The following is a 21547-nucleotide window of genomic DNA, read 5'->3' on the forward strand; positions in this document are numbered from 1 at the left end:
CTCCTCGATCAGTGCGGCGCACCGGGCGCCGGGGTAAACCTGCGGGCCAGCCGCGCACGGGCCTCGTCGTCCAGCCGGGCCTGCTCCTGCCTGCTCACCACCTGCGCGTCCGGTCCGGGAAACAGCACCGACACGTGGTCGTCGGCCAGCCACCGCACCACATAGGGCGGTGCGCCGTCCGGCCCGCGTACCTCCACGATCTGGCCCCGCTGGTCGGGATTGCCCACGACGGCACCCTTCACCACCAGCCAGTCGCCCTGACATGCGCGCATCATTCCTCCTCATAGCTCCGTACTGCCGCTGATCGCGAGCCACACCCAGATGGCGAGCCACAGCCCGGAACTCACCGCACCGTCCCCTTGGCGACGGTCACCGTGCCCTCTCGACTGCTGCCGTCGGGTAGCTGCCAGCGGGCGGGAACCTCGGCCTCCATCCGGACCGGCGAGCCGCCCGCCTGCCCCGGCATCGCGGGCGCGGCGGCCAGCAGCACGGCGACGGCCCGGTGCCGTTCCGCCGCCTGCCGCACGGCCTGCGCACGCTGGTGGGTGCAGGTCTCCGAGCCGGCGGCCGCGGCGACCGGAAGGGCCGCCAGCATCCGCAGCAACAGCACCGCCAGCGCGGCCGATGGCGGTTCGCTCATCTCCGGTGACCTCCCGTTTCTCGCTGTCACCACGACTGTGATCCGCGCCCCAGCGGGTTGTAGGGACTTTGGACCCCAGGCGGCAGCCGAACGTCCTGCCGGAGGTCACCGCGGCAGGTGGCCGATGGCACTACCCGCGACCTGTCCGGTCGCGGTGGGATCGGGCAGGTCACAACCGGCACCAACCCGAGGAGGAAACACGATGAGCCTTCCCGTTCGCAGGCGCACCCGCCCGGCCCTGCCCGACTTCGCCGAGTTCTTCGACTCCTTCCTGCCGTTCACCGGGCGGCGGCCGCTGCTGGACACGCACGCGATCCGGATCGAGGACGAGACCCAGGACGGCACGTACGTGTTACGAGCCGAGATTCCCGGCGTCGCCGCGAAGGACCTGAACGTGTCCGTGCACAACGGACTACTCACGATCGAGACGGAGCGTTCGGAGCACACATCCGGCAAGGGACACTCGGAGTTCCGCTACGGGTCGTTCAGCCGGACCGTCTCGCTGCCAGCGGGAGCGCAGGAGGACGGCATCAGCGCCGACTACGCCGACGGCATCCTGACCCTCACCATCCCGCTGGCCGAGCAGCAGGACGCCCCCAAGCACATCGAGGTCACCGAGCAGAAGTAACACCGGCCGGTGGTGGCCTTGCCGGCCACCACCGGCATATCCCCGGACGGGAGAGGATCATGACACTCGCCGACCCGCGACCAGTGCGCACACCGGCGCTGCTGCTCGACCAGTTTGTCCCGCACAGCCAGTTCGGCAGCGCGCGGCACCGGATCGTGAACGCCGCGCCGGATGAGGTGTACGCGGCGATCCACGAACTCGATCTCACCCGGCCGCCGTGGCCCCGCTGCCACCGGTCCGGACCGGAACCAGGTGGCTCCACCGCCCGCTGGGTGGTGCTCGGCGAGCGGCCAGGCATGGAGCTGGTGCTCGGCGCCGCGGTCCGGTTACCGCCATGGTCCGGCCAATGGCTCCAGGTCGATCCGCGGGACTTCCGCGAGTTCGAGGAGCCCGGCTACGGCAAGATCGCCGCGGGAATCTCCGTTCTGCCCTACGGCAGGCGGCGCGGCCTGCTCACCCACGAGCTCCGGATCGTGCTCGCCGACCCGGCCTGCTGGCCCCGGTGGCTCCGGTACTGGCGGCTGCTGGCTCCGCTGGTCGGTCCCGCCCAGAACGCGACGCTGAAAGCCATCGAGGCGGCGGCGACCGCCCTCGGCGCCGCGCCAGCCCCGCTCGCATGAACCCGGTACCGACGGAGGAACCATGGCATCGCACGTCGTCCCGCTGTCCGAACTGAGCCTTCCCGACGCCGCGCTTGCCGGCGGGAAGGGAGCCAACCTCGGCGAGCTGACCGCAGCCGGCATGCCCGTCCCACCGGGCTTCGTGGTCACCGCTCCTGCGTACCTTTCCGCGATGGACGCGGCTGGCGTGCGCACCGAGCTCCGGGAGGTCACCGGCAGGCCCGACCCCGCGGCCGAGTCCGAGCGGTTGCGTCACCTGGTCCGCAAGGCCGGGATCCCCACCGAGATGGCGGCCGAGATCCGGCGCGCGTACCGCTCGCTCGGCACCGGCGTGCCGGTCGCGGTGCGTTCCTCTGCCGTCGGTGAGGACGGCACCGGCGACTCGTTCGCGGGAATGAACCGCACCATCACCAACTCCGTCGGCGAGGACGCGCTGCTGGAGCACGTGCTGGACTGCTGGGAGTCGCTGTTCGGGGCTCGCTCGCTGGCCTACCGCGGTGAACGGGGGGTCACCGCGGAACCTGCCATCGCCGTGGTCGTGCAACGGATGGTCGACGCCGAACGGGCCGGGGTGATCTTCACGGCAGATCCGTCCACGGGAGACCGGGACCGGATCGTCGTCGAGGCGGTGTACGGACTCGGCGAAGTACTGGTCTCCGGTGCCGTGGAACCGGACACCTACATTCTGTCCAAACAGGACTTCACGGTGCTCCGCACCAGGACGGGCAGGCAGGACTACCAGCTCGTGCGTGCCGCGGATGGCGGTGAGCACCGGGTGGATCTCGACGCACGTGGGCACGAGCCGGTGCTGCGCCCGGCCGAGGCGGTCGAGCTCGCCCGGCTGGCGACGCGGGTCGAGCAGCACTACGGCAGGCCGCAGGACATCGAGTGGGTGATCGGCGCCGGGCGCACCTGGCTGGTGCAGACCCGGCCGATCACCACCCTGGCCACGCACACCGCAGCGCCGCCGGAGGAGGTGCTGGTCTCCGGCCTGCCCGCCGCCCCGGGCGCGGCCACCGGGGCGGTGCGGATCCTGCGTACCCCTGCCGAGGAGGATCGGTTGCGGCCGGGCGAGATCCTGGTCGCGGAGATGACCAACCCGGACTGGATGCCCGCGATCCGCCGCGCCGGCGCGCTCGTCACCGACCAGGGCGGGATGACCTGCCACGCCGCCATCGTCGCCCGTGAGCTCGCGGTACCCTGTGTCGTCGGCACCCGCTCGGCGACCCGCGACCTGCACGAGGGGCAACTCGTCACCGTGGACGGCGGGGCAGGCACGATCCGGGCCGCGGCCACCGGCCACACCCCCGCGCGCACCGCCGCCGTTGCCGCCCCGCCGCAACCCGCCGCGGTGGAAGCGCTGGCGACCAGGCTCTACGTCAATCTCGCCCTGCCCGAACAGGCCGAGCGGGTGGCGGCACTACCGGTGGACGGGGTGGGACTGTTGCGTGCCGAGTTCATGCTCACCGAGGCACTGGCCGGCAGGCACCCCCGCGACTTCCTTGCGGACCGGGGCGCGGAGGAGTTCGTCGCCGCCCTTTCCGCCTCGCTGCTGCGCATCACCCGCGCCTTCCACCCGCGCCCCGTGATCTACCGGGCCACCGACTTCCGCACCAACGAGTTCCGTGACCTCGCGGGCGGCAAGGAGGCCGAACCGGAGGAACACAACCCGATGATCGGTTACCGCGGCTGCTACCGGTACGTGCGCGACCCCGAACTGTTCCGGCTCGAACTGCGCACCCTGGCCGATGTCCGCGAGCAGACGCCGAACCTGCACCTGATGCTGCCGTTCGTGCGCACCCGGTGGGAGCTGGCGGCCTGCCTCGAGCTCATCGCTGCCAGCCCGCTGGGCAGGCAGCGCGGGCTGCGCCGGTGGGTGATGGCCGAGGTCCCCTCGGCGGTCTACTGGATCGGTGAGTACGCCCGCATGGGTATCGACGGCGTGTCCATCGGCAGCAACGACCTCACTCAGCTCATGCTCGGCGTCGACCGGGACTCCCAGCTGTGCGCCGAACTGTTCGACGAGGCCGACCCGGCCGTGCTCGACACGATCGGCCGGATCGTGCGCGCCTGCCACGAGGCCGGGATCACCTCCTCGCTGTGCGGCCAGGCGCCCTCGCAGGACCCCGCGTTCACCGAGCACCTGGTGCGGGCGGGCATCACCTCCATCTCGGTCAACGCCGATGCCGTGCCCGCAGCCCGGCAGGCCGTCGCCGCCGCCGAGCGCCGCCTGCTGCTGGACGCGGCCCGGCCCCTCAGGCCGTGTTGAAGGCCGAAGTTCCCGGTGTCCACCGCGGCTCGGGAGTTGTCTCGGTCGCCGTCGTGGGGCTCAGCGTCATGTCCGCGCGCCGTGGGGCGACGAGCCGAGGAGGGGCAGCCACACCGCGTCCACGACCTCGACGATCGTCTCGTCCGGCACCGCGTCCATGCTCATCAGCATGTCGTGGCGCACCAGGTCGAAGGGCAGGTTCACCACGCGTTCGGATCGCGGCACATCCGTGAGCTCGCCGCGCTCGACCGCGCGGGCGACGAGCCGCGCGAAAGGGGGCGTCTGGTCCGCCGGGCGGAGGCGGCTGCGCAGGTGGCCGAAGGTGGTTCCGGTCTCCCGGAAGTAGTCCGCGAGCTGGATGCGCATGAGTATCAGCATGCGGGCTCGATCGGCGTTGACCGTGCGCAGGAGGGTGAGCGCGTCCTGGCGCAGGCTTCCGGTGTCGGGGATGTCGAGCGGACGCCAGTGCCGGGCGAGGGTGGCGAGCAGCAGATCCTCGCGCCGTGGCCAGCGCCGGTAGAGCACCGGTTTGCTGGTTCCGGCGCGCGCCGCGACGGTCTCGAAGGTGAGGCCGTTGTAGCCCTGCTCGACCAGCACCTCCCAGGCGGCATCAGTGATCGCGTTCTCCAGGGCGGCACCCCTGCGCCGGGTAGGAGTGGTCTCCGTACCTCGCTGGCTCACCACGACCCCCAGACGTGTCTGATCGAGACTTTCTTCCAGGTAATTAGAGTCGCTTGCGTATCTTAACCCGTCGTCGTAGACTCAAAGCAATAAGATACGCATAAGTATCTTATTGGCGACGTGCTCCCCAGTCCCCGCCGCCTAGTCACGCACCACGCAAGGGATGCACACATGTCCATGATCAACGCCGCGTTGCTGGAGTCCTTCGACGAGCCGCCGCACTTCCGGTCCATTCCCGCGCCCACGGCCGCCCCCGGCCAGGAGGAGGTGGACGTCCTCGCCGTCGGCGTGCACCCCGCCACCAGGGGCATCGCCGCGGGCAAGCACTACACGAGTCCCAAGACGTTGCCCGCCCTTGCCGGCGCCGACGCCGTCGTCCGCAGGGCGGACGGCAGCCTCGCCTACGTGATGGTGATGGGTGCCGGTGCCCTGGCCGAGCGCATCGTCATCGATCCGGCCGTCGCCATCCCGGTCCCGGACGGAACCGATCCCGCGGTCCTGGCCGCGACCATGAATCCCGCCCTGTCCTCATGGGGCGCGCTGCGCACCCGGGTGCCTTTCCAGGCAGGGCAGTCGGTCCTGGTGCACGGCGCGACCGGCAACGCCGGATCGATGGCTGTCAAGGTCGCCAGGCACCTCGGTGCCGGGCGAGTGATCGCCGCCGGACGGAATCGCTCCCGCCTCGGCGAACTCACGGCCGAGGGCGCGGATGACATCGTTCGGCTCACTCCCGACCAGGACGCCACCGCGGCCGCGCTCGCCGAGGCCGCCGCGAACGTCGACGTGGTCCTGGACTACGTGTGGGGGCCGCCAACCGAGCTCGCCATGCGTGCCGTCCTCGGGGCACGTACCCAGCACACCCGCCTGCTCGACTGGGTGCAGATCGGCGGCATGGGCGGGGACGCGATCACCCTGTCCGGGCACGCCCTGCGCTCCAACGCGTTCCGTGTTCTTGGCAGCGGCTTCGGCTCGGTGGACATGCAGGTCATGCGGCGGGAGTTCACCGAGCTCGTCGCCGCGATCGCCGCAGGCGGCATGGCCGTGCGCCCGTACCCGTTCCCGCTCGACCAGGTCGAGGCGGCCTGGGCCCACCAGGATGCACCCGGCGAGCGCACCGTCATCGTCCTCTGACCCACGCCCCCGGTGCGGTCCTACCCCTGCAGATCAGTACACCTAGGCCCGCAGGTAGCGCAGGTACGGGTCGGTGACCTCCGGCCGGTGCACCCGGACCCGCGCGTCCAGGGCGACCACCCCGTCCGGGGTGGCGACCAGCGGGTTGAGGTCGAGTTCGGCCACCTCGGGAACCAGCTCGGCCAGCGTGCCCACCCGCAGCAGCACCTCGCGCAGTGCCTTGGTCAGCACCCCCTCGGCGTGCAGCGCGGCCGAACAGCGCAGCCCGCGCAGCAGCCGGTCGGCCTCCCCCGCGGTCAACGGCGCCAGCCGGGCCGCCCGGTCGGCGACCAGATCGGTGTCCACCCCGCCGAGGCCGAACACCAGGAGCGGGCCGAACACGTCATCGGCGCTGATCCCGGCGAGCAGTTCCCGGCCGCGCGGGGCCATGGGCTGAACGACCACGCCCCGCAGGGCCGGGCCGAACCGGTCCACCAGGCCCTTCCATGCCGCCCGCAGCTCCGCCGCGTCGGCGACATCCAGCACGACCCCGCCCGCCTTGCTCTTGTGCAGCACCCCTTCGGCCACCGCCTTCACCGCCACCGGCCCGCCGAACCGCTCCCGGACGGCGAGAGCCGAATCCTCATCGGCGGCGAACGCCGTGGGCACCACGGGTATCCCGAAACAACGGAGCAGTTCGGTCACCGCGGGCGGCTCCAGCCATCCTCCTGCTGGCAGGCAGGCCAGCGCGCCCTCGACGAGCCGTCGCGCCCCGGTGAGATCGAGATCGGGAAACTCGGGCCGGGGCAGCTCCTGTAACCCCCGCCAGTCGGCGTAGCGGGCCAGCGCGCCGATCGCCGCGGCGGCCTGCTCCGGGTCCGCATAACCCGCCGTGACGGGTGCGCCATCCGCGTCCCGCACCGCCACGAGGTGCTCCGGCTGCGCGGGACGGACCGCGAGCACCGGTTTGCCGAGCCCGGCGATGCTCGCGAGCTCGGCGCCGGGATCCCCGAGTGCGGTCGGCAGCGTGGCGGCGAGCACCACGTCCACCGCCTCGTCCTCGGCCAGTACCCGCGCTGCCGCGGCGAACGCTGCCGGGCCGGCCCCCGCGCTGGTGTCCACCGGGTTGCCCGCGCTGGCCTGCGCGGGCAGCAAGGAGCGCAGCCGGGCCACGGTTTCCGCCCCGAGTTCGGGCAGCACCAGCCCGTGCCGGGCGCAGGCGTCGGCCGCGAGCACCCCGGTACCGCCCGCGTTGCTGAGCACGGCGACCCGGTTGCCCCGCGGCAGCGGCTGCCAGCGCGCGGCGGCGAGCACGGCGAGCAGTTCGCTCACCGAGTCCACCGCAAGCACCCCGGCCTGTTCGAACAGGGCGTCCCTGGTCACCGCCGGGGTCGCCGCGGCGGCCGTATGCGAGGCCGCGGCTCGTTGCGCCACCGGGGTACTGCCCGCGCGGACCGCGAGCAGCGGCTTGTGCCGGGCGAACTCGCGGGCGAACCGGGAGAACTTGCGCGGGTTGCCGAAGGACTCCAGGTAGAGGACGGCTGCCGCGGTCCGCGGGTCGCGTTGCCACCACAGCAGCAGGTCGTTGCCGCTGAGGTCGTACTTGTCCCCGGTGGAGACCAGGGTGGACACGCCGAGCCCGGCCGAGCCGAGCTGGCAGGCCAGCGCGATGGCGACCCCGCCGGACTGGGTCACCACCCCGATGTCCCCGCCCGGTGGCGCGGTGCGCAGGAAGGTCGCGTTCAGCCGCACGCCGGGATCGGTGTTGGCCACGCCGATGCAGTTCGGCCCGACCAGGCGCATGCCGTGGCGGCGCGCCGACTCGCGCACCCGCCTGCCGTCGGCAACGGTCAGCCCGGCCGAGACCACGACCACGGCCGCGACCCCGGCCAGGCCGCACTGCTCGACCGCGTCCGGCACGGCGGGCGCGGGCAGGCAGACCACGGCGAGCTCGGGTACCGGCCGCACCGCGCCGACGGTGGCCACACAGGGCAGCCCGAGCACCCGCTCGGCATGCGGGTTGACCGGGGACAGCTGTCCGGTGAACCCGGCGTCGAGCAGGTTGCGCAGGACCGCGTGGCCCACCGCACCGGGCCGGCGGGCGGCGCCGATGACGGCGACCGACCGCGGCGCGAGCACCCGGCGCAGGCTGGCTGTGGTCGCGACCCGTTCCCGTGCGGCCATGGCCTCCCGGTATCCGTCCCCGATGGTCAGGTCCAGCTCCACCGAGCGTTCCGGTCCGGACCCGGTCAGCAGGAGCGGCAGCCCGAGGTCCCGCAGTACGCGGATGATCCCGGTGTTCTCGGCGAGGACCGCGGCCTCGAGGCGGCGGACGCCGTGCTCCCGCGCCACCGACACCAGGTGCTCCAGCAGCAGCGTGCCGACCCCGCCCGCCTGCGCCGCGCCCTCGACGACGAGCGCGAGCTCGCAGGCGCCGGGGTCGGTCGTGCCCTCGTAGCCGGCCACGCCGATCAGCCTGCCTGCGAGGAACGCCCCGGCCGAGGCGTGCCGGGACCCGGCCGCGGTGGCGATCCGGCTGGCCAGTTCGGGCAACTGCCTCGGTAGCGGCCCGAAGAACCGGAAGTAGCTGTCGCGCTCGTCCAGCCGCTGGTGCAGGCGCAGCACCTCCGGGGCGTCCGCCGCCGCCAACGGGCGGACCAGTACGACCCGGCCATCCGTGAGCAGGGAGTGCCTGCCCTGGTCAGGCGCAGTGGGCATGATCTCCTCCTTCGGGCAGCACCGTGGTGCCCGTGGTTCCGGCGAGGACGGCGACCGCCTCGGGCAACGCGCCGATGGCGGCGCCGCGGCCCGGCGCGGCCAGAAAACGGCGGCAGGCCTCGACCTTCGGCCCCATCGACCCGTCCGGGAGGCCGAGCAACGCGAGCTCGGCCGGGGTCGCCGCGGCGACCGGCCGCGCGGCCGGGGTGCCGAAATCCCGGTACACCGCAGGCACGTCGGTGAGCAGCAGCAGGAAATCCGCCGCGAGCCGGTCGGCCAGCAACGCCGCGGCGAGATCCTTGTCCACCACGGCTTCCACTCCCCTGCGGTGTCCCGCGGCGTCCACGGCGACCGGCACCCCACCGCCCCCTGCGGCGATGACCACGTTCCCTGCCTCCAGCAACGTGCGGATCGTGGCGAGCTCGGCGATGCCGCGCGGCTCCGGCGAGGGGACCACCCGCCGCCAGCTGTGGCCGTCCCGGCGCAGGGACCAGTCGTGCGCGGCGGCGAGCGCGCGGGCCTCGGCCCGCTCGTAACCGGGACCGATGAACTTGGTGGGCCGGGCGAAGGCCGGGTCCGCGGCGTCCACGAGCGTGCGGGTCAGCACGGCCGCCACCTCCCGCCCTGGTAGCCGGGCGTCCAGTGCGGCCGCCAGCCAGTAGCCGATCATGCCCTGGGTCTCGGCAACGAGCGCGTCCAGCGGGTACGGCCGGTCCAGGGCGGTATCGGCGCCGCTCTCCAGCGCGAGCATGCCGACCTGCGGACCGTTGCCGTGCACGAGCACGACCTCGTGCACCGCCGCCAGTTCGGCCAGCGCACCCGCGGCGTCGGCCAGGTTGGCCTGCTGCACCGCGGCGTCGGCACGCTGACCCCGGCGCAGCAGTGCGTTCCCGCCGAGCCCGATGACGAGCCTGCTCACCGGTCCCTCCGCTGGCCGTGCAGCTTGCCGCACAGCAGCGCGGTCAGCACCGCCTGGGCGACCGGCAGCCGGTTGGCGGCCTGGCGGAACACCCTCGACCGGGGACCGTCGATCACCTCCGCGGTGACCTCCTGGCCGCGGTGCGCGGGAAGGCAGTGCAGGAACACCGCCTCCGGCGCGGCGTGGTCCAGCATCGCCGTGTCCACCCGGTACGGGGCCAGCGCCGCGCGGCGGGTCGCCGTCTGCTCGGCGGGGTCGCCCATGGACAGCCACACATCGGTGTAGACCGCGCTGGCGCCGCGCACGGCCGCGTACGGATCCTCGGTGCACCGCACGGTGGCGCCGGTCGCGCCCGCGATCCGCTCGGCGACGACGATCGCGGCCGGATCGGGTGCGTAGGCGGCCGGGGTCGCCAGGGTGATATCCACGCCGCAGAGCGCGGCCGCCTGGGCGAGGCTGGTCGCAACGTTGTTGCCCGCTCCGACGTAGGCGATCCGGCGGCCGTCGAGGTCACCGAACACCTGCCGCAGGGTAAGCAGGTCGGTCAGGCTCTGCAAGGGGTGATGCCCGTCGGTGAGGGCGTTCACCACCGGTACTGTCGCGGCGCGGGCGAACCGCGCCAGCTCGGCATCCGAGCTCGTGCGCACGACGATGGCGGCGACATAGCCGGAGAGCACCCTGGCGGTGTCCTCGATCGTCTCGCCGCGCCCGAGCTGGAGGTCGGTAGCGGTGAGCATGGTCGGCGAACCGCCGAGGCGCAGCACGGCGGCCTCGGTGGAGACCCTGGTGCGGGTGGACGGCTTGGTGAAGTGCAGGGCTACGAGCCGGTTGTGCAGCAGCGTGGGCTGCTGGTCGGGTTCGGCCGCGTAACCATCGGCCAGCCGCAGCACCTCTCCGGCGTCGGCCGTGCTCAGGTCGGCGGTGGTGAGCAGGTCTTTCATCGGTGTCCCTTTCCTTTGGTCAGCTGGGGTCGCGGTCCAGTGGGCAGCTCATGCAGCGGGGTCCGCCGCGGCCGCGGCCCAGCTCGCCGCCGGGGATGGTGACGACCTCGATGCCGTTGCGGCGCAGCATCGTGTTGGTGGTGACGTTGCGCTCGTAGGCGACGACCACGCCAGGGGCGAGGGCGAGCACGTTGTTGCCGTCGTCCCACTGCTCGCGCTCGGCGGCGCGCACATCCTGCTCGGCCTGCAGCACCCGCACCCGCGCCAGGCCCAGCTCGGCGGCGATGGCCGGGAACAGGCCTGCGTTCTCCTCGACGACGGGCCGCGGGGGCAGCCCGGCCCGGCTCGGCCGGAGGGTGAACGACCGCAGGCCCGCCAGCCCCGGGTACATGGTGAACGCGTCGGTGTCCACCATGGTCAGCACGGTGTCCAGGTGCATGAAGGTGCGGGCACGCGGCAGTGCCACCGCGAGCACCGCCCGCGCGCTGCCCGCGGCGAACAGGCGGTGCGCCAGCAGTTCGATCGCCTCCGGGCTGGTGCGCTCGCTCATCCCGGCCAGCACGACCCCCGGCGCGAGCACGTGCACGTCCCCACCCTCCAAAGTGGATGGTTCGTCCTCCGGGCCGACCCAGCGGGGCATGCTGGCTCCAGCGAACATCGGGTGGAACCGGTACACCGCGTCCAGGTGCACGGTTTCCCTGCGCCGGGCCGGTTTCGCCATCGGGTTGACCGTGATGCCGTCGAAAACGCGGCAGGAAGGGTCGCGGGTGAACAGGTGGTTCGGCAGCGGCCGCAACAAGAAGTCCTCGGCCGCCGCGCTCGCCAGGCGCAGGCCCCCGGTGGCCGTGGCACCCAGCTCACTGCGGGTGATCCCACCGATCAGGGTCCTGGCCAGGGAGACCGCGTCCATCCCCGCGAGCGCCTCGCGCAGCGCCGGAGCCGCGTGCGGCACCGCGCGGTCGAGGACCCAGAACCGGGCCTGCTCGTCCTTGAGCGTCTCGGCGAGCAACTCGCCGAGGAGGTACACCGTCACGCCACGCTCGCGCAGGGTGTCGGCGAACACGTCGTGCTCCTGACGCGCCCGCCGCACCCACAGCACCTCGTCGAACAGCAGATCGTCCTTGTTCGAGGGGGTGAGCCGCAGCAGCTCCAGGTCGGGACGGTGCAGCAGCACCGCGCGCAGCCTGCCCACCTCGCTGTACACACCGGACATCGCGATCACGCCGTCCCTGTGGTCGCGCCATCGGTGCCTGCCGGGGCGGGAGCCCGGTCAGCGCGGCGCCCGCGGTGGACCAGCCACACGTAGACCGGCATCCCGGCGAGCAGGAGCAGCAGTCCCTTGGCCATCACCTCGTAGCCCGCCCCCGCGATGGCCCACACCGAGTAGGCGAAGGCCAGCACCGCCACCAGGCCGTGCCCGGCCAGCCTGCGCGGCGTGACCCGCTCGCGATCGGTCAGCAGCAGCATCAGCTGTGCCATCGCCGAATAGGCGTAGGGCACCAGCGTGGTCAGGGTCGCCAGCAGGATCACGAAGGTGAACTGCTCCACCAGGGTCGCGGTGTAGTTCATCGCCATCAGCACGCTGACCAGCACGCTGGACACGACCAGGCCGAACACCGGCGTCCCGGTGCGGCTGGTGCGTGCGAAGGCCTTCGGGAACAGGCCGTCCCTTGCCGCGGCCAGCGGCACCTGGCCCTGCAGCAGGACCCAGCCGTTCAACGCGCCGAACGCCGCGACCACCGCGCCCGCGGCCACCGCGTACCCGGCCCAGCCCCCGAACACCGACCCGGCCGCGTCCGCGAACGGCGCCGTCGACTCGGTCAGCACGCCCCGCGGCACCACACCCAGCACGGCGATCGTGCCCAGCACGTACACCACGGCGGTGAGCACGGTGCCGATCAGCGTCGCCCGCGGAATGGTGCGCCGCGGCTCCCGCACGTCACCGGCGGGCACGGTGGCCGACTCGATCCCGATGAACGCCCACAAGGTCAGCGCCGCCGCGGCCGTCACCGCGCCGAACCCGCTCTGCTCGCTGGCGTTGAACGGCACGAAGTTCGCGGGCTCGGCGAAGAACGGCACGATCAGCGCAACCGCCAGCAACGGAACCAGCTTGAGCACCGTCGTGACGACCTGCACGATCCCGCCCTGCCGGACGCCGAGCGCGTTCACCGCGGTGACGCCCCAGACCGCGGCCAGTGCCACCAGCATCGCCGCCAGCCGGTTGCCTGCCAGCACCGGGAAGAAATGTGCGAGGTATCCGACGAAGGCCACCGCGATCGCCGCGTTGCCTGCCCAGATCGCGATCCAGTAGCCCCACGCGGTCTGGAAACCGAGGAAGTCGCCGAAGGCCCTGCGCGTGTAGGCGTAGGGGCCGCCCACGTCCGGATAGCGCCTGCCCAGCCGGGCGAACACCAGTGCCAGCAGCACCGCGCCCACGGAGGTGAACAACCAGCCGAGGAGGCTCACCGCGCCGAAGGAGGCCAGCGAACTCGGCAGCAGGAACACCCCGGATCCGATCATGTTGCCCACCACCAGCGCGGTGGCCGCCCACAGCCCGAGGCCGCGCCCGCGGCGAAGGCCGACCGCCTGCCCCGTCTGGCCACCTGCCGCGGGATCCGGCGTCCCGGCGGGCTCCGGCCCGGCCGGGGCGGGTGCCTCCGCGGGTCCGGGGTACCGCTGCGCCATGAGGAACCGGCGGATCCCTCGTTCGGCCAGGTCACCCGAACCACGACCGGCGGCGCCGCGCCGGGCCTCCCGCGCGGCGCGAGCGCTCTCCTGTTCGTTCATGCCACGACCTCCCGGTCGGTTCGGCGTCGCGGGCGATTCCCGACTTGGTCGCCGTCCAGGCAAAGTTAGGAAGGGTGATCCACTCGCTGATGCGGGAATTCGCCCTTCGTGGCGGGGACGAACGTCCCATCGGTCCCGCGGTACCGGCGGCGGAGCAGGCGCCACAGCACCTTGTCCAGCTCGACCACCAGGAAGGCGACCAGGCCGATGCCCAGCGCCAGCAGCCACATCCCTGAGGGCAGCGGGGCGGTGTGGAACAGCGTGTTCAGCACCGGCACGTAGGTGATCAGTGCCTGCAGGACCAGCATGAGCGCGATACCGCCGTACAGCCAGGGGTTGCGGCCGTGCGCGCGGAACCGGTCCAGGGACCGGCAGCTGAGCAGGTACACGGCCTCGACCACGATGAACACGTTCATCGCCGCGGTGCGGGCCTCGGCAACCGGCAGGCCGGCTGCGAGCTGCGCCTGGAACACCGCGAACGCGCCGCCCACCAGTACGGCCGAGACCAGCAGGATGCGCCGGACGAGATCGCCGGTGAGCAGTGGCCGCTGCGGGGAGCGCGGTGGCCGGTCCATGATGCCGGGTTCCTTGGGCTGGAAGGCCAGGGTGAGGCCGAGGAACACCGCCGTGGTCATGTTGATCCAGAGAATCTGTACCGGCAGGATCGGCAGTGCGGTTCCCGCCATGATCGCCACCAGGATGACAAGGCCCTCGGCGATGTTGGTTGGCAGGGTCCAGGTCAGGAACTTGCGCAGGTTGTCGAAAACCCCGCGGCCCTCCTCGACGGCCGCCTCGATGGCGGCGAAGTTGTCGTCGGTGAGCACCATGTCGGCCGCCTCCTTCGCGGCCTCCGTTCCCGCCTTGCCCATCGCGATCCCGATATCGGCCTGGCGCAGGGCGGGCGCGTCGTTCACCCCGTCGCCGGTCATCGCCACCACCTGGCCGCGCCGCTGCAGCAGCCGGACCAGGCGCAGCTTCTGCTCCGGCGACACCCTGGCGAAGATCGTGGTGTCCGCCAGCTCCTCGTCCGGGGTGACCTCGATCTCCGCGCCGCCGACCGTGCGCCGGGGCAGGCCGAAGGCGTGCCCGATGGCCTCGGCGGTCGCGCCGTGGTCCCCGGTGATCATCTTGACCTCCACCCCGGCCCGCCGGCAGGCCGCCACCGCGGCCACCGCCTCCGGCCGGGGCGGGTCGTGCATGACCTGCAGCCCGAGGAAGGTCAGCCGGCCGGGCAGGTCCTCCGCGCGCACGGTGCCGGTCCCGGTGGGTGGGGTGAACCGGGCAAGCGCCAGCACCCGCAGCCCCCGCGCGGCCTGCTCGGCGATGGTGGCGTGAATGGCATCCCGGTCCAGCTCGCGCCGCGTTCCGGTGCGGTCCCACCGGTCCGCGCACAGCGCGAGCACCCGTTCCGGGGCGCCCTTGACATAGCCGGTGAGCGCACCCGTGTCGTCCTGGTGCAACGTGGCCATCCACTTACGCTCGGATTCGAAGGGCAGCGTGTGCACTCGCCGCGGGCCCTGCCGGGGGTCGATCCCCGCCTTGGCCGCCACGACGAGCAGGGCGCCCTCGGTCGGGTCGCCGACGACCTGCCAGCCGTCCCCGGTGTGCCGCAGCGTGGCGTCGTTGCACAGGGCACCGGCCAGCAGGCACCCGGCCAGCGCCCGGTCCGATCCGGGGTCACCGCGCAGCTCGCCGTCCGGGGCGTAGCCGGAGCCGGTGACCGGGTAGCTGTCCTCGGCGGTCAGCACCGTGGTCACGGTCATCTCGTTGGCCGTCAGCGTGCCGGTCTTGTCGGTGCAGATCACCGTGGTACCGCCCAGCGTCTCCACGGCGGGCAGCCGCCGTACGATCGCGTGCCGCCGGGACATCCGGGTGACCCCGATGGCCAGCACGATCGTCACCGCGGCAGGCAGACCCTCGGGGATCGCGCCGACGGCCAGTGCCACCGCCGCGACGAAGGTGTCCCCGAACGCGCCGCCGCGCAGCAGGCCCACCAGCATCGTCAGCGCGGCCAGCGCCACGATGGCCACGGCGAGCTTGCGGCTGAACCCGGCGAGCTTGCGGGTCAGCGGCGTCGCCGTGCCACCCGCCGCGCTGGCCAGCCTGCCGATCAGGCCCAGTTCCGTGTCCGCCCCGGTGCCCGCGACCAGCGCGGTACCGCTCCCCCTTGTCACGATCGTGCCCGAATGGGCCATGTTCGTCCGGTCGGCCAGCACCGTGTCCGCCGGCAGGACCTGCTCGGCCTTGCCGGAGGGAACCGATTCCCCGGTGACCGCGGACTCGTCGATCTCAAGCGAGGAGGACCGGACGAGCCGCAGGTCGGCGGGCACCTTGTCGCCGGCCTTGACCAGCACGACATCCCCTGGCACCAGCCCGGCCGCGGCGACCCTGCGGGTGACACCCTCCCTGAGCACGGTGGCCTCCGTGGCCACCATCCCGGCCAGTGCCTCGATGGCCTGCCGCGCCCGCGCCTCCTGCACGTAGCCGATGGCGGCGTTGAGCAGCACCACCCCGAGGATCACCCCGGCATCGACCAGCTGCCCCAGTGCCAGCGTCACCGCCACGGAGGCCAGCAGCACGTACACCAGGGGATCGTGGAACTGCCGCAGCAGCCTGCGCAGTGGCCCGCCATCGGTCTCGGCAGGCAGGGTGTTCGGCCCGTGCGCGGCCAGCCTGCGCTCGGCCTCCTCGCCGGTCAGCCCGCACGCGGAGTCGGTACCCAGCTCGCGCTCGACCTCGGGCACGGTGAGCCGGTGGGCACGCGAGCGCAGCGGGCCGTCGGTGCCCACGGCGGGCCGGGTGTCGGTCGTCATGGTGCCCCAGCCAACCGCCGCGGCAGGGCCGGGCCGTAGGGCACAACGTCCCCGCAACAGTGGCCGGACATCCCTGGTAACGGGGACAGGTGACCTTGGTCCCCACACAGGGGACCTTCGCCGGGCCGAAACACCCTGGCGTCGGCCTACAGTGGGTAGCGAGCCCCAGCTACCGAAGAAGGCGGTACCCCGATGATCACCGTGTTCCTGGTCGACGACCACGAGGTCGTCCGCCGCGGCATCGCCGACCTGGTGCAGGCCGAGCCCGATCTGCACGTCGCGGGCGAGGCCACTACGGTCAGCCAGGCCCTGGCCAGGATCCCCGCGCTGCGACCGGATGTCGCGGTGCTCGACGTCCGCCTCGGCGATGGCAACGGCGTCGAGCTCTGCCGCGAGCTGCGTTCCCGGCTGCCCGAGCTCAACTGCCTCATCCTCACCTCCTACACCGACGAGCAGGCCATGCTCGACGCCATCCTCGCCGGAGCCGCTGGCTACGTGCTCAAGGACATCCAGGGCCTCCAGCTCATCGACGCCATCCGCGATGTCGGCAGCGGGAAGTCGCTGCTGGACAACCGGGCCGCCGCCACCCTGATGAGCAAGCTGCGCACCGAGACCCAGCACGCCGGGCCGACCACCGGACTCACCGAACGCGAGCAGACCCTCCTGGAACTCATCGGCGAGGGGCTGACCAACCGGCAGATCGCCGAACGCATGTACCTGGCCGAGAAGACGGTGAAGAACTACGTATCCCGCCTGCTCACCAAACTCGGCCTGGAACGCCGCACCCAGGCCGCCGTACTGGCCACCAAGCTGCAGCACCGCGACCGGTCCGACTGACCGGCCGGGCCGGACGGTGGCAAGCGGCTCCTCCCGGTGACGACCAAGGACCCCGGAACCCGGGACCTCGGACTCCGGACACGGCCGGGCGGGACACAGCAACCTCGGCTGCGTCACCGAATCAAGGGAGGACCCCATGTCCATTCGAGACGGAGCGAGCCACACCGAGCAGGCTCACCGTTCCGGCACCGAGCACGGCCTCATCGTGAGCAGAGTCGCTGCTCTCACCCGGATCGCGATGGGACTGCTGTTCCTCTGGGCCTTCGCCGACAAGACCTTCGGCCTTGGCTACGCCACCGGCTCCGGTAATGCCTGGATCAACGGTGGATCCCCCACCAGGGGATTTCTCAGCGGCGTCGAGGTCGGGCCGTTCGCCGGGACCCTGCGCTCCTGGGCTGGCGCCTGGTGGGCGGACTGGCTGTTCATGGCCGGCCTGCTCGGCATCGGGGCGGCCCTGCTGGTCGGCATCGGCCTGCGCCTGGCCGCCATCACCGGCACGCTCATGATGCTGCTGATGTGGGTCGCCGAATGGCCCCTGGACCGCATCACCGAAGCCGGCGAGCCCACCCGCTCCACCAACCCGCTCATCGAGTACCACGTCATCTACGCCCTCGTGCTCATCCTGCTGGCCGCCATCAGCGCCGGGCACACCTGGGGCCTCGGCCACCGCTGGGAACAGCTCACCCAGCACCGGCCCTGGCTGCGCTGAACCGGTCCGGGCCGCGGCGCCCGGAACCGGACACTGACGATCAAGACAGCGGGCTGGTGGCGGGGTACCCTCCCCGCCACCAGCCATCCAGCACGCCGGGAAGGACATCGAGCCTTGCGCGACCACCACGTTTTCGACCTCGGCGACTTCACCCTGCAGGGCGGACTCACCCTGCGCGACGCCAAGCTCGCCTATCAAACCTATGGCACCCTCAACGCCAACCGGGACAACGCGATCGTGTATCCCACCTGGTACTCCGGGCGGCACTGGGAGAACGAGTGGCTGATCGGCCCCGGTATGGCGCTCGACCCGGAAAAGTACTTCATCATCGTGCCGAACATGTTCGGCAACGGGCTGTCCAGCTCGCCCAGCAACACCGCGCCGCCATGGGACCGGGCCCGCTTCCCGAACGTCACCATGTACGACAACGTCCGGGCCCAGCACCGGCTGGTGACCGAGCACTTCGACATCGAACGGCTGCCGCTGGTCACCGGTTGGTCGATGGGCGCGGGCCAGACCTACCAGTGGGCCGTTGCCTACCCGGACATGGTTGAACGGATCGCGCCGTTCTGCGGCTCCACGGTCACCAGTGAACACAACAAGGTCTTCCTGGACAGCGTCCGGGCCGCGCTCACCGCCGACGACGCCTGGCAGGGCGGCTGGTACGACACGCAGCCGACCAAGGGGCTGCGCGCGGCGGCGCGGGTGTACGCCGGGTGGGGTTTCTCCCAGGCGTTCTACTGGCACCAGACCTACCGGGAGCTCGGCTTCAGCTCGCTCGAGGACTTCGCGGTGGGCTTTTGGGAGGGGTTCTTCCTCGACGACCGGGACGCCAACAACCTGCTCACCATGCTGTGGACCTGGCACAACGCCGATATCGGTAAGACACCGGGTTTCGCAGGCGACACCGAAAGGGCGCTGCGCTCGATCACCGCGAAGGCGATGGTGCTGCCTGCCGAGAAGGATCTCTACTTCCCTCCGGAGGACGAGGAGTGGGCCTGCGCGTTCATCCCGGACGCGGAGCTGCGGGTGATCCCGGGGATCTGGGGACACTTCGCGGGCGGGGGTGCCAACGCCACCGACACCGCCTTCATCGACAACGCGCTGAAGGACCTGCTGGCCCGCTGACCCACCGGCTCGGGCGAACCTGCCCGCCCCAGAGAGGCGTCAAGCCGCCCCACCCGGGTACTCGCCGGTGAGCGCCTGCCGGCGCGACCCGTCGACGTGGAGGAGAGATCATGGCCAACCAGCCGGAAGCGATCGAGGTACAAAAGTTCCTGTCCGGAGTGGACTATCCCGCGAGCAGGGACCAGCTGGTGCGGCATGCCCAGCAGCAGGGCGCCGGTGAGACCGAACTGGAGTCGTTGCGTTCGATCGCCGACCGCGAGTACGACGGTCCGAACGCCGTCAGCGCGGAGGTGGCCCGGCACAGCTGACCGTGCTGAGCCGAAGGTGGGGCCGGGCTGCCCGGCCGCACCTTCGGCTCAGCGCCGGAACAGCTCGTAGGCCGCGGAGGTCGCGACCCCGTAGGCCAGGTGCGGCACCAGGTCCATGGCCCAGGAACTCGCGGGCCACTGCCGCGGATCGGTCACCCCGAGCGCGGTCATCGGAAGCACCGTGCCCGCGTTGGCCGCCATCCCGACCCCAAGCGCGAGCAGCCCCGCCGGGGCGCGCGGGGCCCGGGTCCGCACGACGCCGTACAGCACGCCTGCGGCCAAGCCGCTGGCGATACCGAGCAGCGCACCGGCACCCGAGCGGCGGTTTCCGGCGGCCTGTTCGTCTCCCCCGGAGCGCCGCGAGGCACCGGCCAGCTCCTCCATGCGCTGCACCGTCTGTTCCGGGGTGGTGCTGCCCGGCCGGCCGCGCACCGCCATGTCCAGGTACGTCACCGCGTTCAGCGCAGTGGTTCCGGCCGCCCCGGCCAGCAGGCCGCGTAGTACCGAACGGGTCATTCTTGGCTCCTCCCGCCGAAATCTGCCTCGCCGGGGTGTTCCCCCTACCGGACGTGGGTATGCCTTTGCGCATGAGCGTTTTCCGCACCCGGCCGATACGGGTGTTCGCCCTGCTCGTCGGCGTGGCCTTCCTTGCCGTGGGCGTGCTGGGTTTCCTGCCCGGCAGCACCACCCGCTACGAGGAGCTTGCCCTGGCCGGACCGGACTCCGGTGCCCTGCTGTTCGGGCTGTTCCGCGTCTCGGTTCTGCACAACGTCCTCCACCTGGTGTTCGGCGTGGCCGGGGTGGCCGCATTCTGGAGCACCGCGCTGGCCCGGCTGTTCCTCGTGGTCGGCGGCGGGGCGTACGTGCTGCTGGCGGTGTACGGCGCCGGCGTCGGGGTGGACAGCCCGGCCAACGTGATCCCGGTGAACAACGCCGACGACTGGCTGCATCTCGGGCTGGGCCTCGGCATGATCGTCCTCGGCTTCGCGGGCACCGCCGTCGAGCGGGCGCGGGGCGACTACCCGCGGCGCGACTAGCGACCGGAGTTTAGTTCCGCGCCGAGTGGAAACCATCCGGGTATGACCTTCAGTATCGACCTGCACAGCCCGAACGACGGTAGCCTGATCGACACCGTGCCGGTAGCCACGGCCGAGGAGGTCGAGTCCGCGGTCCGGTTCGCCCACGAACGGCAACCGCGCTGGGCCAGGGTGGACGCGGACGAGCGCGGGGAGGCCCTGCGCCGTGCGGCGCGGGCGCTGCGGGACGAGGCGGCCTCGCTGGCCGAGCGGAACGAGGCCGAGACCGGCCGCCCACGCGGCGAGGCGCTGGATGGTGTACTGGCCGGTGCCGCAACGCTGGAGCAGTACGCCGAGCTGGGGCCGGTGCACCGAGGGCGTAGCCTGCGGGGCGCGTTCTCCGCCACCGATCTCATGGTGCCCGAGCCCAGGGGCGTGGTGGTCGTGCTGACCCCGTGGAACGATCCGGTGGCCGTGGCCTGCGGGCTGATCGGGGCGGCGCTGGTCGCCGGGAACACGGTGATCCACAAGCCCAGCGAGCGTTGCCCGCGTACCGGCGCGCTGCTCGGCAACATCATCGCGGGCACCCATCCGGACGGGGTGCTACAGCATCTCGACGGAGACTCCACGGTGGGCGCCACGCTGGCCGCAGATCCGGATGTGGACGTCATCGCGCATGTCGGCAGCACCGCGACCGGCCGGTCGATCGCGGAGTCCGCGGCCAGGACCGGGGCGAAAACCCTGCTGGAGAACGGGGGCAACGACCCACTGGTGGTGGACGGGGACGTGGATCCGCAATGGGCCGCCGAGCAGGCGGCCGCGGGCGCGTTCGCCAACTGCGGCCAGATCTGCACCGCGGTGGAGCGGATCTACGTGCACCGCCGGATCTCGGAGCCGTTCCTGGACGCGCTGGCGAGCGAGGCCACCCGGCGGGACCTGCCACCGCTGGTGGACGTGACCCACCGGGACCAGGTGCACGAACAGGTCGCCGAGGCCGTGCGGCTCGGGGCACGGCTGCGCGCGGGCGGCACCGTCCCTTCCGGTGCAGGCGCGCACTACCCCGCCACCGTGCTCACCGGCTGTGAACCACAGATGCGCGTGCTGGCGGAGGAGACCTTCGGCCCGGTCGCCCCGGTGCGGGTCATCGAGGGATTCGACCAGGGGCTGGCCGAGGCCGCGCGGGACCGTTACGGCCTGGCGGCCACCGTGCTCACCGCGTCGATGGAACATGCCCAGCGCGCCTGGCGCGCGTTGCCGGTCGGCACCGTCAAGATCAACGCGGTGTTCGGTGGGGCACCGGGCGGCGCAGCCGAGCCACGCGGCGACAGCGGACACGGTTTCGGTTTCGGGCCGGAGCTGCTGGACGAGCTGAGCACCACCAAGGTCGTCCACATCGGACACCCGGGAAGCTGACCCCGGACGC

At 72.2% G+C, this 21547-nt stretch carries 20 protein-coding genes; 10 read left to right on the plus strand and 10 right to left on the minus strand.

The genetic code is table 11. The annotated features are described in order from the left end of the window. Positions 1–8 precede the first annotated feature (8 nt). Both KOI47_RS23330 and KOI47_RS23335 read right to left on the minus strand, forming a co-directional pair. Positions 9–272: a DUF1918 domain-containing protein gene (locus KOI47_RS23330; protein WP_216207328.1), complete on the minus strand. Its 264-nt coding sequence runs from the start codon at positions 270–272 to the stop codon at positions 9–11. A 71-nt stretch (positions 273–343) separates the two neighbouring features. Then, complete coding sequence (locus KOI47_RS23335) at positions 344–640, minus strand: hypothetical protein (RefSeq protein ID WP_216207331.1); 297 nt, start codon at positions 638–640, stop codon at positions 344–346. 202 nt (positions 641–842) lie between these two features. On the opposite strand from KOI47_RS23335, the gene KOI47_RS23340 reads away from it, so the two are divergent. The 3 genes from KOI47_RS23340 to ppsA are packed head-to-tail and all read left to right on the plus strand — an operon-like array spanning position 843 to position 4157. Continuing rightward, positions 843–1268, plus strand: a complete 426-nt coding sequence (locus KOI47_RS23340) for an Hsp20/alpha crystallin family protein (RefSeq protein ID WP_216207334.1) — start codon at positions 843–845, stop codon at positions 1266–1268. Between the two features lie 59 nt (positions 1269–1327). Continuing rightward, complete coding sequence (locus KOI47_RS23345; protein WP_216207337.1) at positions 1328–1888, plus strand: hypothetical protein; 561 nt, start codon at positions 1328–1330, stop codon at positions 1886–1888. 22 nt (positions 1889–1910) lie between these two features. Further along, on the plus strand, positions 1911–4157 hold the full coding sequence (ppsA, locus tag KOI47_RS23350; RefSeq protein WP_216207340.1) for a phosphoenolpyruvate synthase: 2247 nt from the start codon (positions 1911–1913) through the stop codon (positions 4155–4157). A gap of 66 nt (positions 4158–4223) precedes the next feature. Here ppsA and KOI47_RS23355 read toward each other — a convergent pair whose 3' ends face one another. Beyond that, positions 4224–4838: a TetR/AcrR family transcriptional regulator gene (locus KOI47_RS23355; RefSeq protein ID WP_216207342.1), complete on the minus strand. Its 615-nt coding sequence runs from the start codon at positions 4836–4838 to the stop codon at positions 4224–4226. Between the two features lie 171 nt (positions 4839–5009). Here KOI47_RS23355 and KOI47_RS23360 point away from each other — a divergent pair, with 171 nt between their 5' ends. Further along, a complete protein-coding gene (locus KOI47_RS23360) occupies positions 5010–5969 on the plus strand; it encodes a quinone oxidoreductase family protein (RefSeq protein WP_216207346.1) in 960 nt (319 codons plus the stop codon). 42 nt (positions 5970–6011) lie between these two features. Here the strand turns inward: KOI47_RS23360 and KOI47_RS23365 are convergent, their stop codons facing one another. From KOI47_RS23365 to KOI47_RS23390, 6 genes are all read right to left on the minus strand, one after another. Beyond that, positions 6012–8666: a bifunctional acetate--CoA ligase family protein/GNAT family N-acetyltransferase gene (locus KOI47_RS23365; protein ID WP_216207347.1), complete on the minus strand. Its 2655-nt coding sequence runs from the start codon at positions 8664–8666 to the stop codon at positions 6012–6014. Beyond that, positions 8650–9585 carry a carbamate kinase gene (locus KOI47_RS23370; protein ID WP_216207350.1) on the minus strand — a complete coding sequence of 312 codons (936 nt, stop codon included), beginning with the start codon at positions 9583–9585 and terminating at the stop codon, positions 8650–8652. The genes KOI47_RS23365 and KOI47_RS23370 overlap by 17 nt, the downstream gene beginning before the upstream one ends. After that, positions 9582–10526, minus strand: a complete 945-nt coding sequence (gene argF / locus KOI47_RS23375; protein ID WP_216207355.1) for an ornithine carbamoyltransferase — start codon at positions 10524–10526, stop codon at positions 9582–9584. The genes KOI47_RS23370 and argF overlap by 4 nt, the downstream gene beginning before the upstream one ends. Before the next feature lie 19 nt (positions 10527–10545). Next, the gene (locus KOI47_RS23380; protein ID WP_216207358.1) at positions 10546–11739 is read right to left on the minus strand and encodes an arginine deiminase; all 1194 of its coding nucleotides are present in this window, start codon (positions 11737–11739) and stop codon (positions 10546–10548) included. A gap of 5 nt (positions 11740–11744) precedes the next feature. Beyond that, positions 11745–13313, minus strand: a complete 1569-nt coding sequence (locus KOI47_RS23385; RefSeq protein WP_216207361.1) for an amino acid permease — start codon at positions 13311–13313, stop codon at positions 11745–11747. Positions 13314–13378: 65 nt separating this feature from the next. Beyond that, on the minus strand, positions 13379–16126 hold the full coding sequence (locus KOI47_RS23390) for an HAD-IC family P-type ATPase (RefSeq protein WP_216207364.1): 2748 nt from the start codon (positions 16124–16126) through the stop codon (positions 13379–13381). A gap of 192 nt (positions 16127–16318) precedes the next feature. On the opposite strand from KOI47_RS23390, the gene KOI47_RS23395 reads away from it, so the two are divergent. From KOI47_RS23395 to KOI47_RS23410, 4 genes are all read left to right on the plus strand, one after another. Beyond that, positions 16319–16963, plus strand: a complete 645-nt coding sequence (locus KOI47_RS23395; RefSeq protein WP_216207368.1) for a response regulator — start codon at positions 16319–16321, stop codon at positions 16961–16963. Positions 16964–17099: 136 nt separating this feature from the next. Further along, positions 17100–17672, plus strand: a complete 573-nt coding sequence (locus KOI47_RS23400) for a hypothetical protein (RefSeq protein WP_232376192.1) — start codon at positions 17100–17102, stop codon at positions 17670–17672. A gap of 114 nt (positions 17673–17786) precedes the next feature. Further along, positions 17787–18800, plus strand: coding sequence for an alpha/beta fold hydrolase (locus tag KOI47_RS23405; protein ID WP_216207371.1), 1014 nt, complete (start codon positions 17787–17789; stop codon positions 18798–18800). Between the two features lie 110 nt (positions 18801–18910). After that, a complete protein-coding gene (locus tag KOI47_RS23410) occupies positions 18911–19108 on the plus strand; it encodes a DUF2795 domain-containing protein (protein ID WP_216207373.1) in 198 nt (65 codons plus the stop codon). A 48-nt stretch (positions 19109–19156) separates the two neighbouring features. On the opposite strand, the gene KOI47_RS23415 is transcribed toward KOI47_RS23410, so the two are convergent. Further along, a complete protein-coding gene (locus KOI47_RS23415) occupies positions 19157–19624 on the minus strand; it encodes a hypothetical protein (protein ID WP_216207376.1) in 468 nt (155 codons plus the stop codon). Positions 19625–19695: 71 nt separating this feature from the next. Here KOI47_RS23415 and KOI47_RS23420 point away from each other — a divergent pair, with 71 nt between their 5' ends. Next, positions 19696–20145, plus strand: a complete 450-nt coding sequence (locus tag KOI47_RS23420) for a DUF4383 domain-containing protein (protein ID WP_232376193.1) — start codon at positions 19696–19698, stop codon at positions 20143–20145. Positions 20146–20187: 42 nt separating this feature from the next. Beyond that, positions 20188–21537 carry an aldehyde dehydrogenase family protein gene (locus tag KOI47_RS23425; RefSeq protein WP_216207382.1) on the plus strand — a complete coding sequence of 450 codons (1350 nt, stop codon included), beginning with the start codon at positions 20188–20190 and terminating at the stop codon, positions 21535–21537. Positions 21538–21547: the final 10 nt, after the last annotated feature.

It is taken from the genome of Amycolatopsis aidingensis (genome assembly GCF_018885265.1).
GTDB classification, from domain to species: Bacteria; Actinomycetota; Actinomycetes; order Mycobacteriales; family Pseudonocardiaceae; genus Amycolatopsis; species Amycolatopsis aidingensis.

Coding starts and splice junctions, on each gene's coding strand:
- KOI47_RS23410 (WP_216207373.1), top strand. CDS start 18,911: ATGGCCAACCAGCCGGAAGCGATCGAGGTACAAAAGTTCCTGTCCGGA.
- KOI47_RS23400 (WP_232376192.1), top strand. CDS start 17,100: ATGTCCATTCGAGACGGAGCGAGCCACACCGAGCAGGCTCACCGTTCC.
- KOI47_RS23385 (WP_216207361.1), bottom strand. CDS start 13,313: ATGAACGAACAGGAGAGCGCTCGCGCCGCGCGGGAGGCCCGGCGCGGC.
- KOI47_RS23425 (WP_216207382.1), top strand. CDS start 20,188: ATGACCTTCAGTATCGACCTGCACAGCCCGAACGACGGTAGCCTGATC.
- KOI47_RS23365 (WP_216207347.1), bottom strand. CDS start 8,666: ATGCCCACTGCGCCTGACCAGGGCAGGCACTCCCTGCTCACGGATGGC.
- KOI47_RS23340 (WP_216207334.1), top strand. CDS start 843: ATGAGCCTTCCCGTTCGCAGGCGCACCCGCCCGGCCCTGCCCGACTTC.
- KOI47_RS23395 (WP_216207368.1), top strand. CDS start 16,319: ATGATCACCGTGTTCCTGGTCGACGACCACGAGGTCGTCCGCCGCGGC.
- ppsA (WP_216207340.1), top strand. CDS start 1,911: ATGGCATCGCACGTCGTCCCGCTGTCCGAACTGAGCCTTCCCGACGCC.
- KOI47_RS23415 (WP_216207376.1), bottom strand. CDS start 19,624: ATGACCCGTTCGGTACTACGCGGCCTGCTGGCCGGGGCGGCCGGAACC.
- KOI47_RS23390 (WP_216207364.1), bottom strand. CDS start 16,126: ATGACGACCGACACCCGGCCCGCCGTGGGCACCGACGGCCCGCTGCGC.
- KOI47_RS23345 (WP_216207337.1), top strand. CDS start 1,328: ATGACACTCGCCGACCCGCGACCAGTGCGCACACCGGCGCTGCTGCTC.
- KOI47_RS23380 (WP_216207358.1), bottom strand. CDS start 11,739: ATGTCCGGTGTGTACAGCGAGGTGGGCAGGCTGCGCGCGGTGCTGCTG.
- KOI47_RS23330 (WP_216207328.1), bottom strand. CDS start 272: ATGCGCGCATGTCAGGGCGACTGGCTGGTGGTGAAGGGTGCCGTCGTG.
- KOI47_RS23360 (WP_216207346.1), top strand. CDS start 5,010: ATGTCCATGATCAACGCCGCGTTGCTGGAGTCCTTCGACGAGCCGCCG.
- KOI47_RS23335 (WP_216207331.1), bottom strand. CDS start 640: ATGAGCGAACCGCCATCGGCCGCGCTGGCGGTGCTGTTGCTGCGGATG.
- KOI47_RS23420 (WP_232376193.1), top strand. CDS start 19,696: ATGAGCGTTTTCCGCACCCGGCCGATACGGGTGTTCGCCCTGCTCGTC.
- argF (WP_216207355.1), bottom strand. CDS start 10,526: ATGAAAGACCTGCTCACCACCGCCGACCTGAGCACGGCCGACGCCGGA.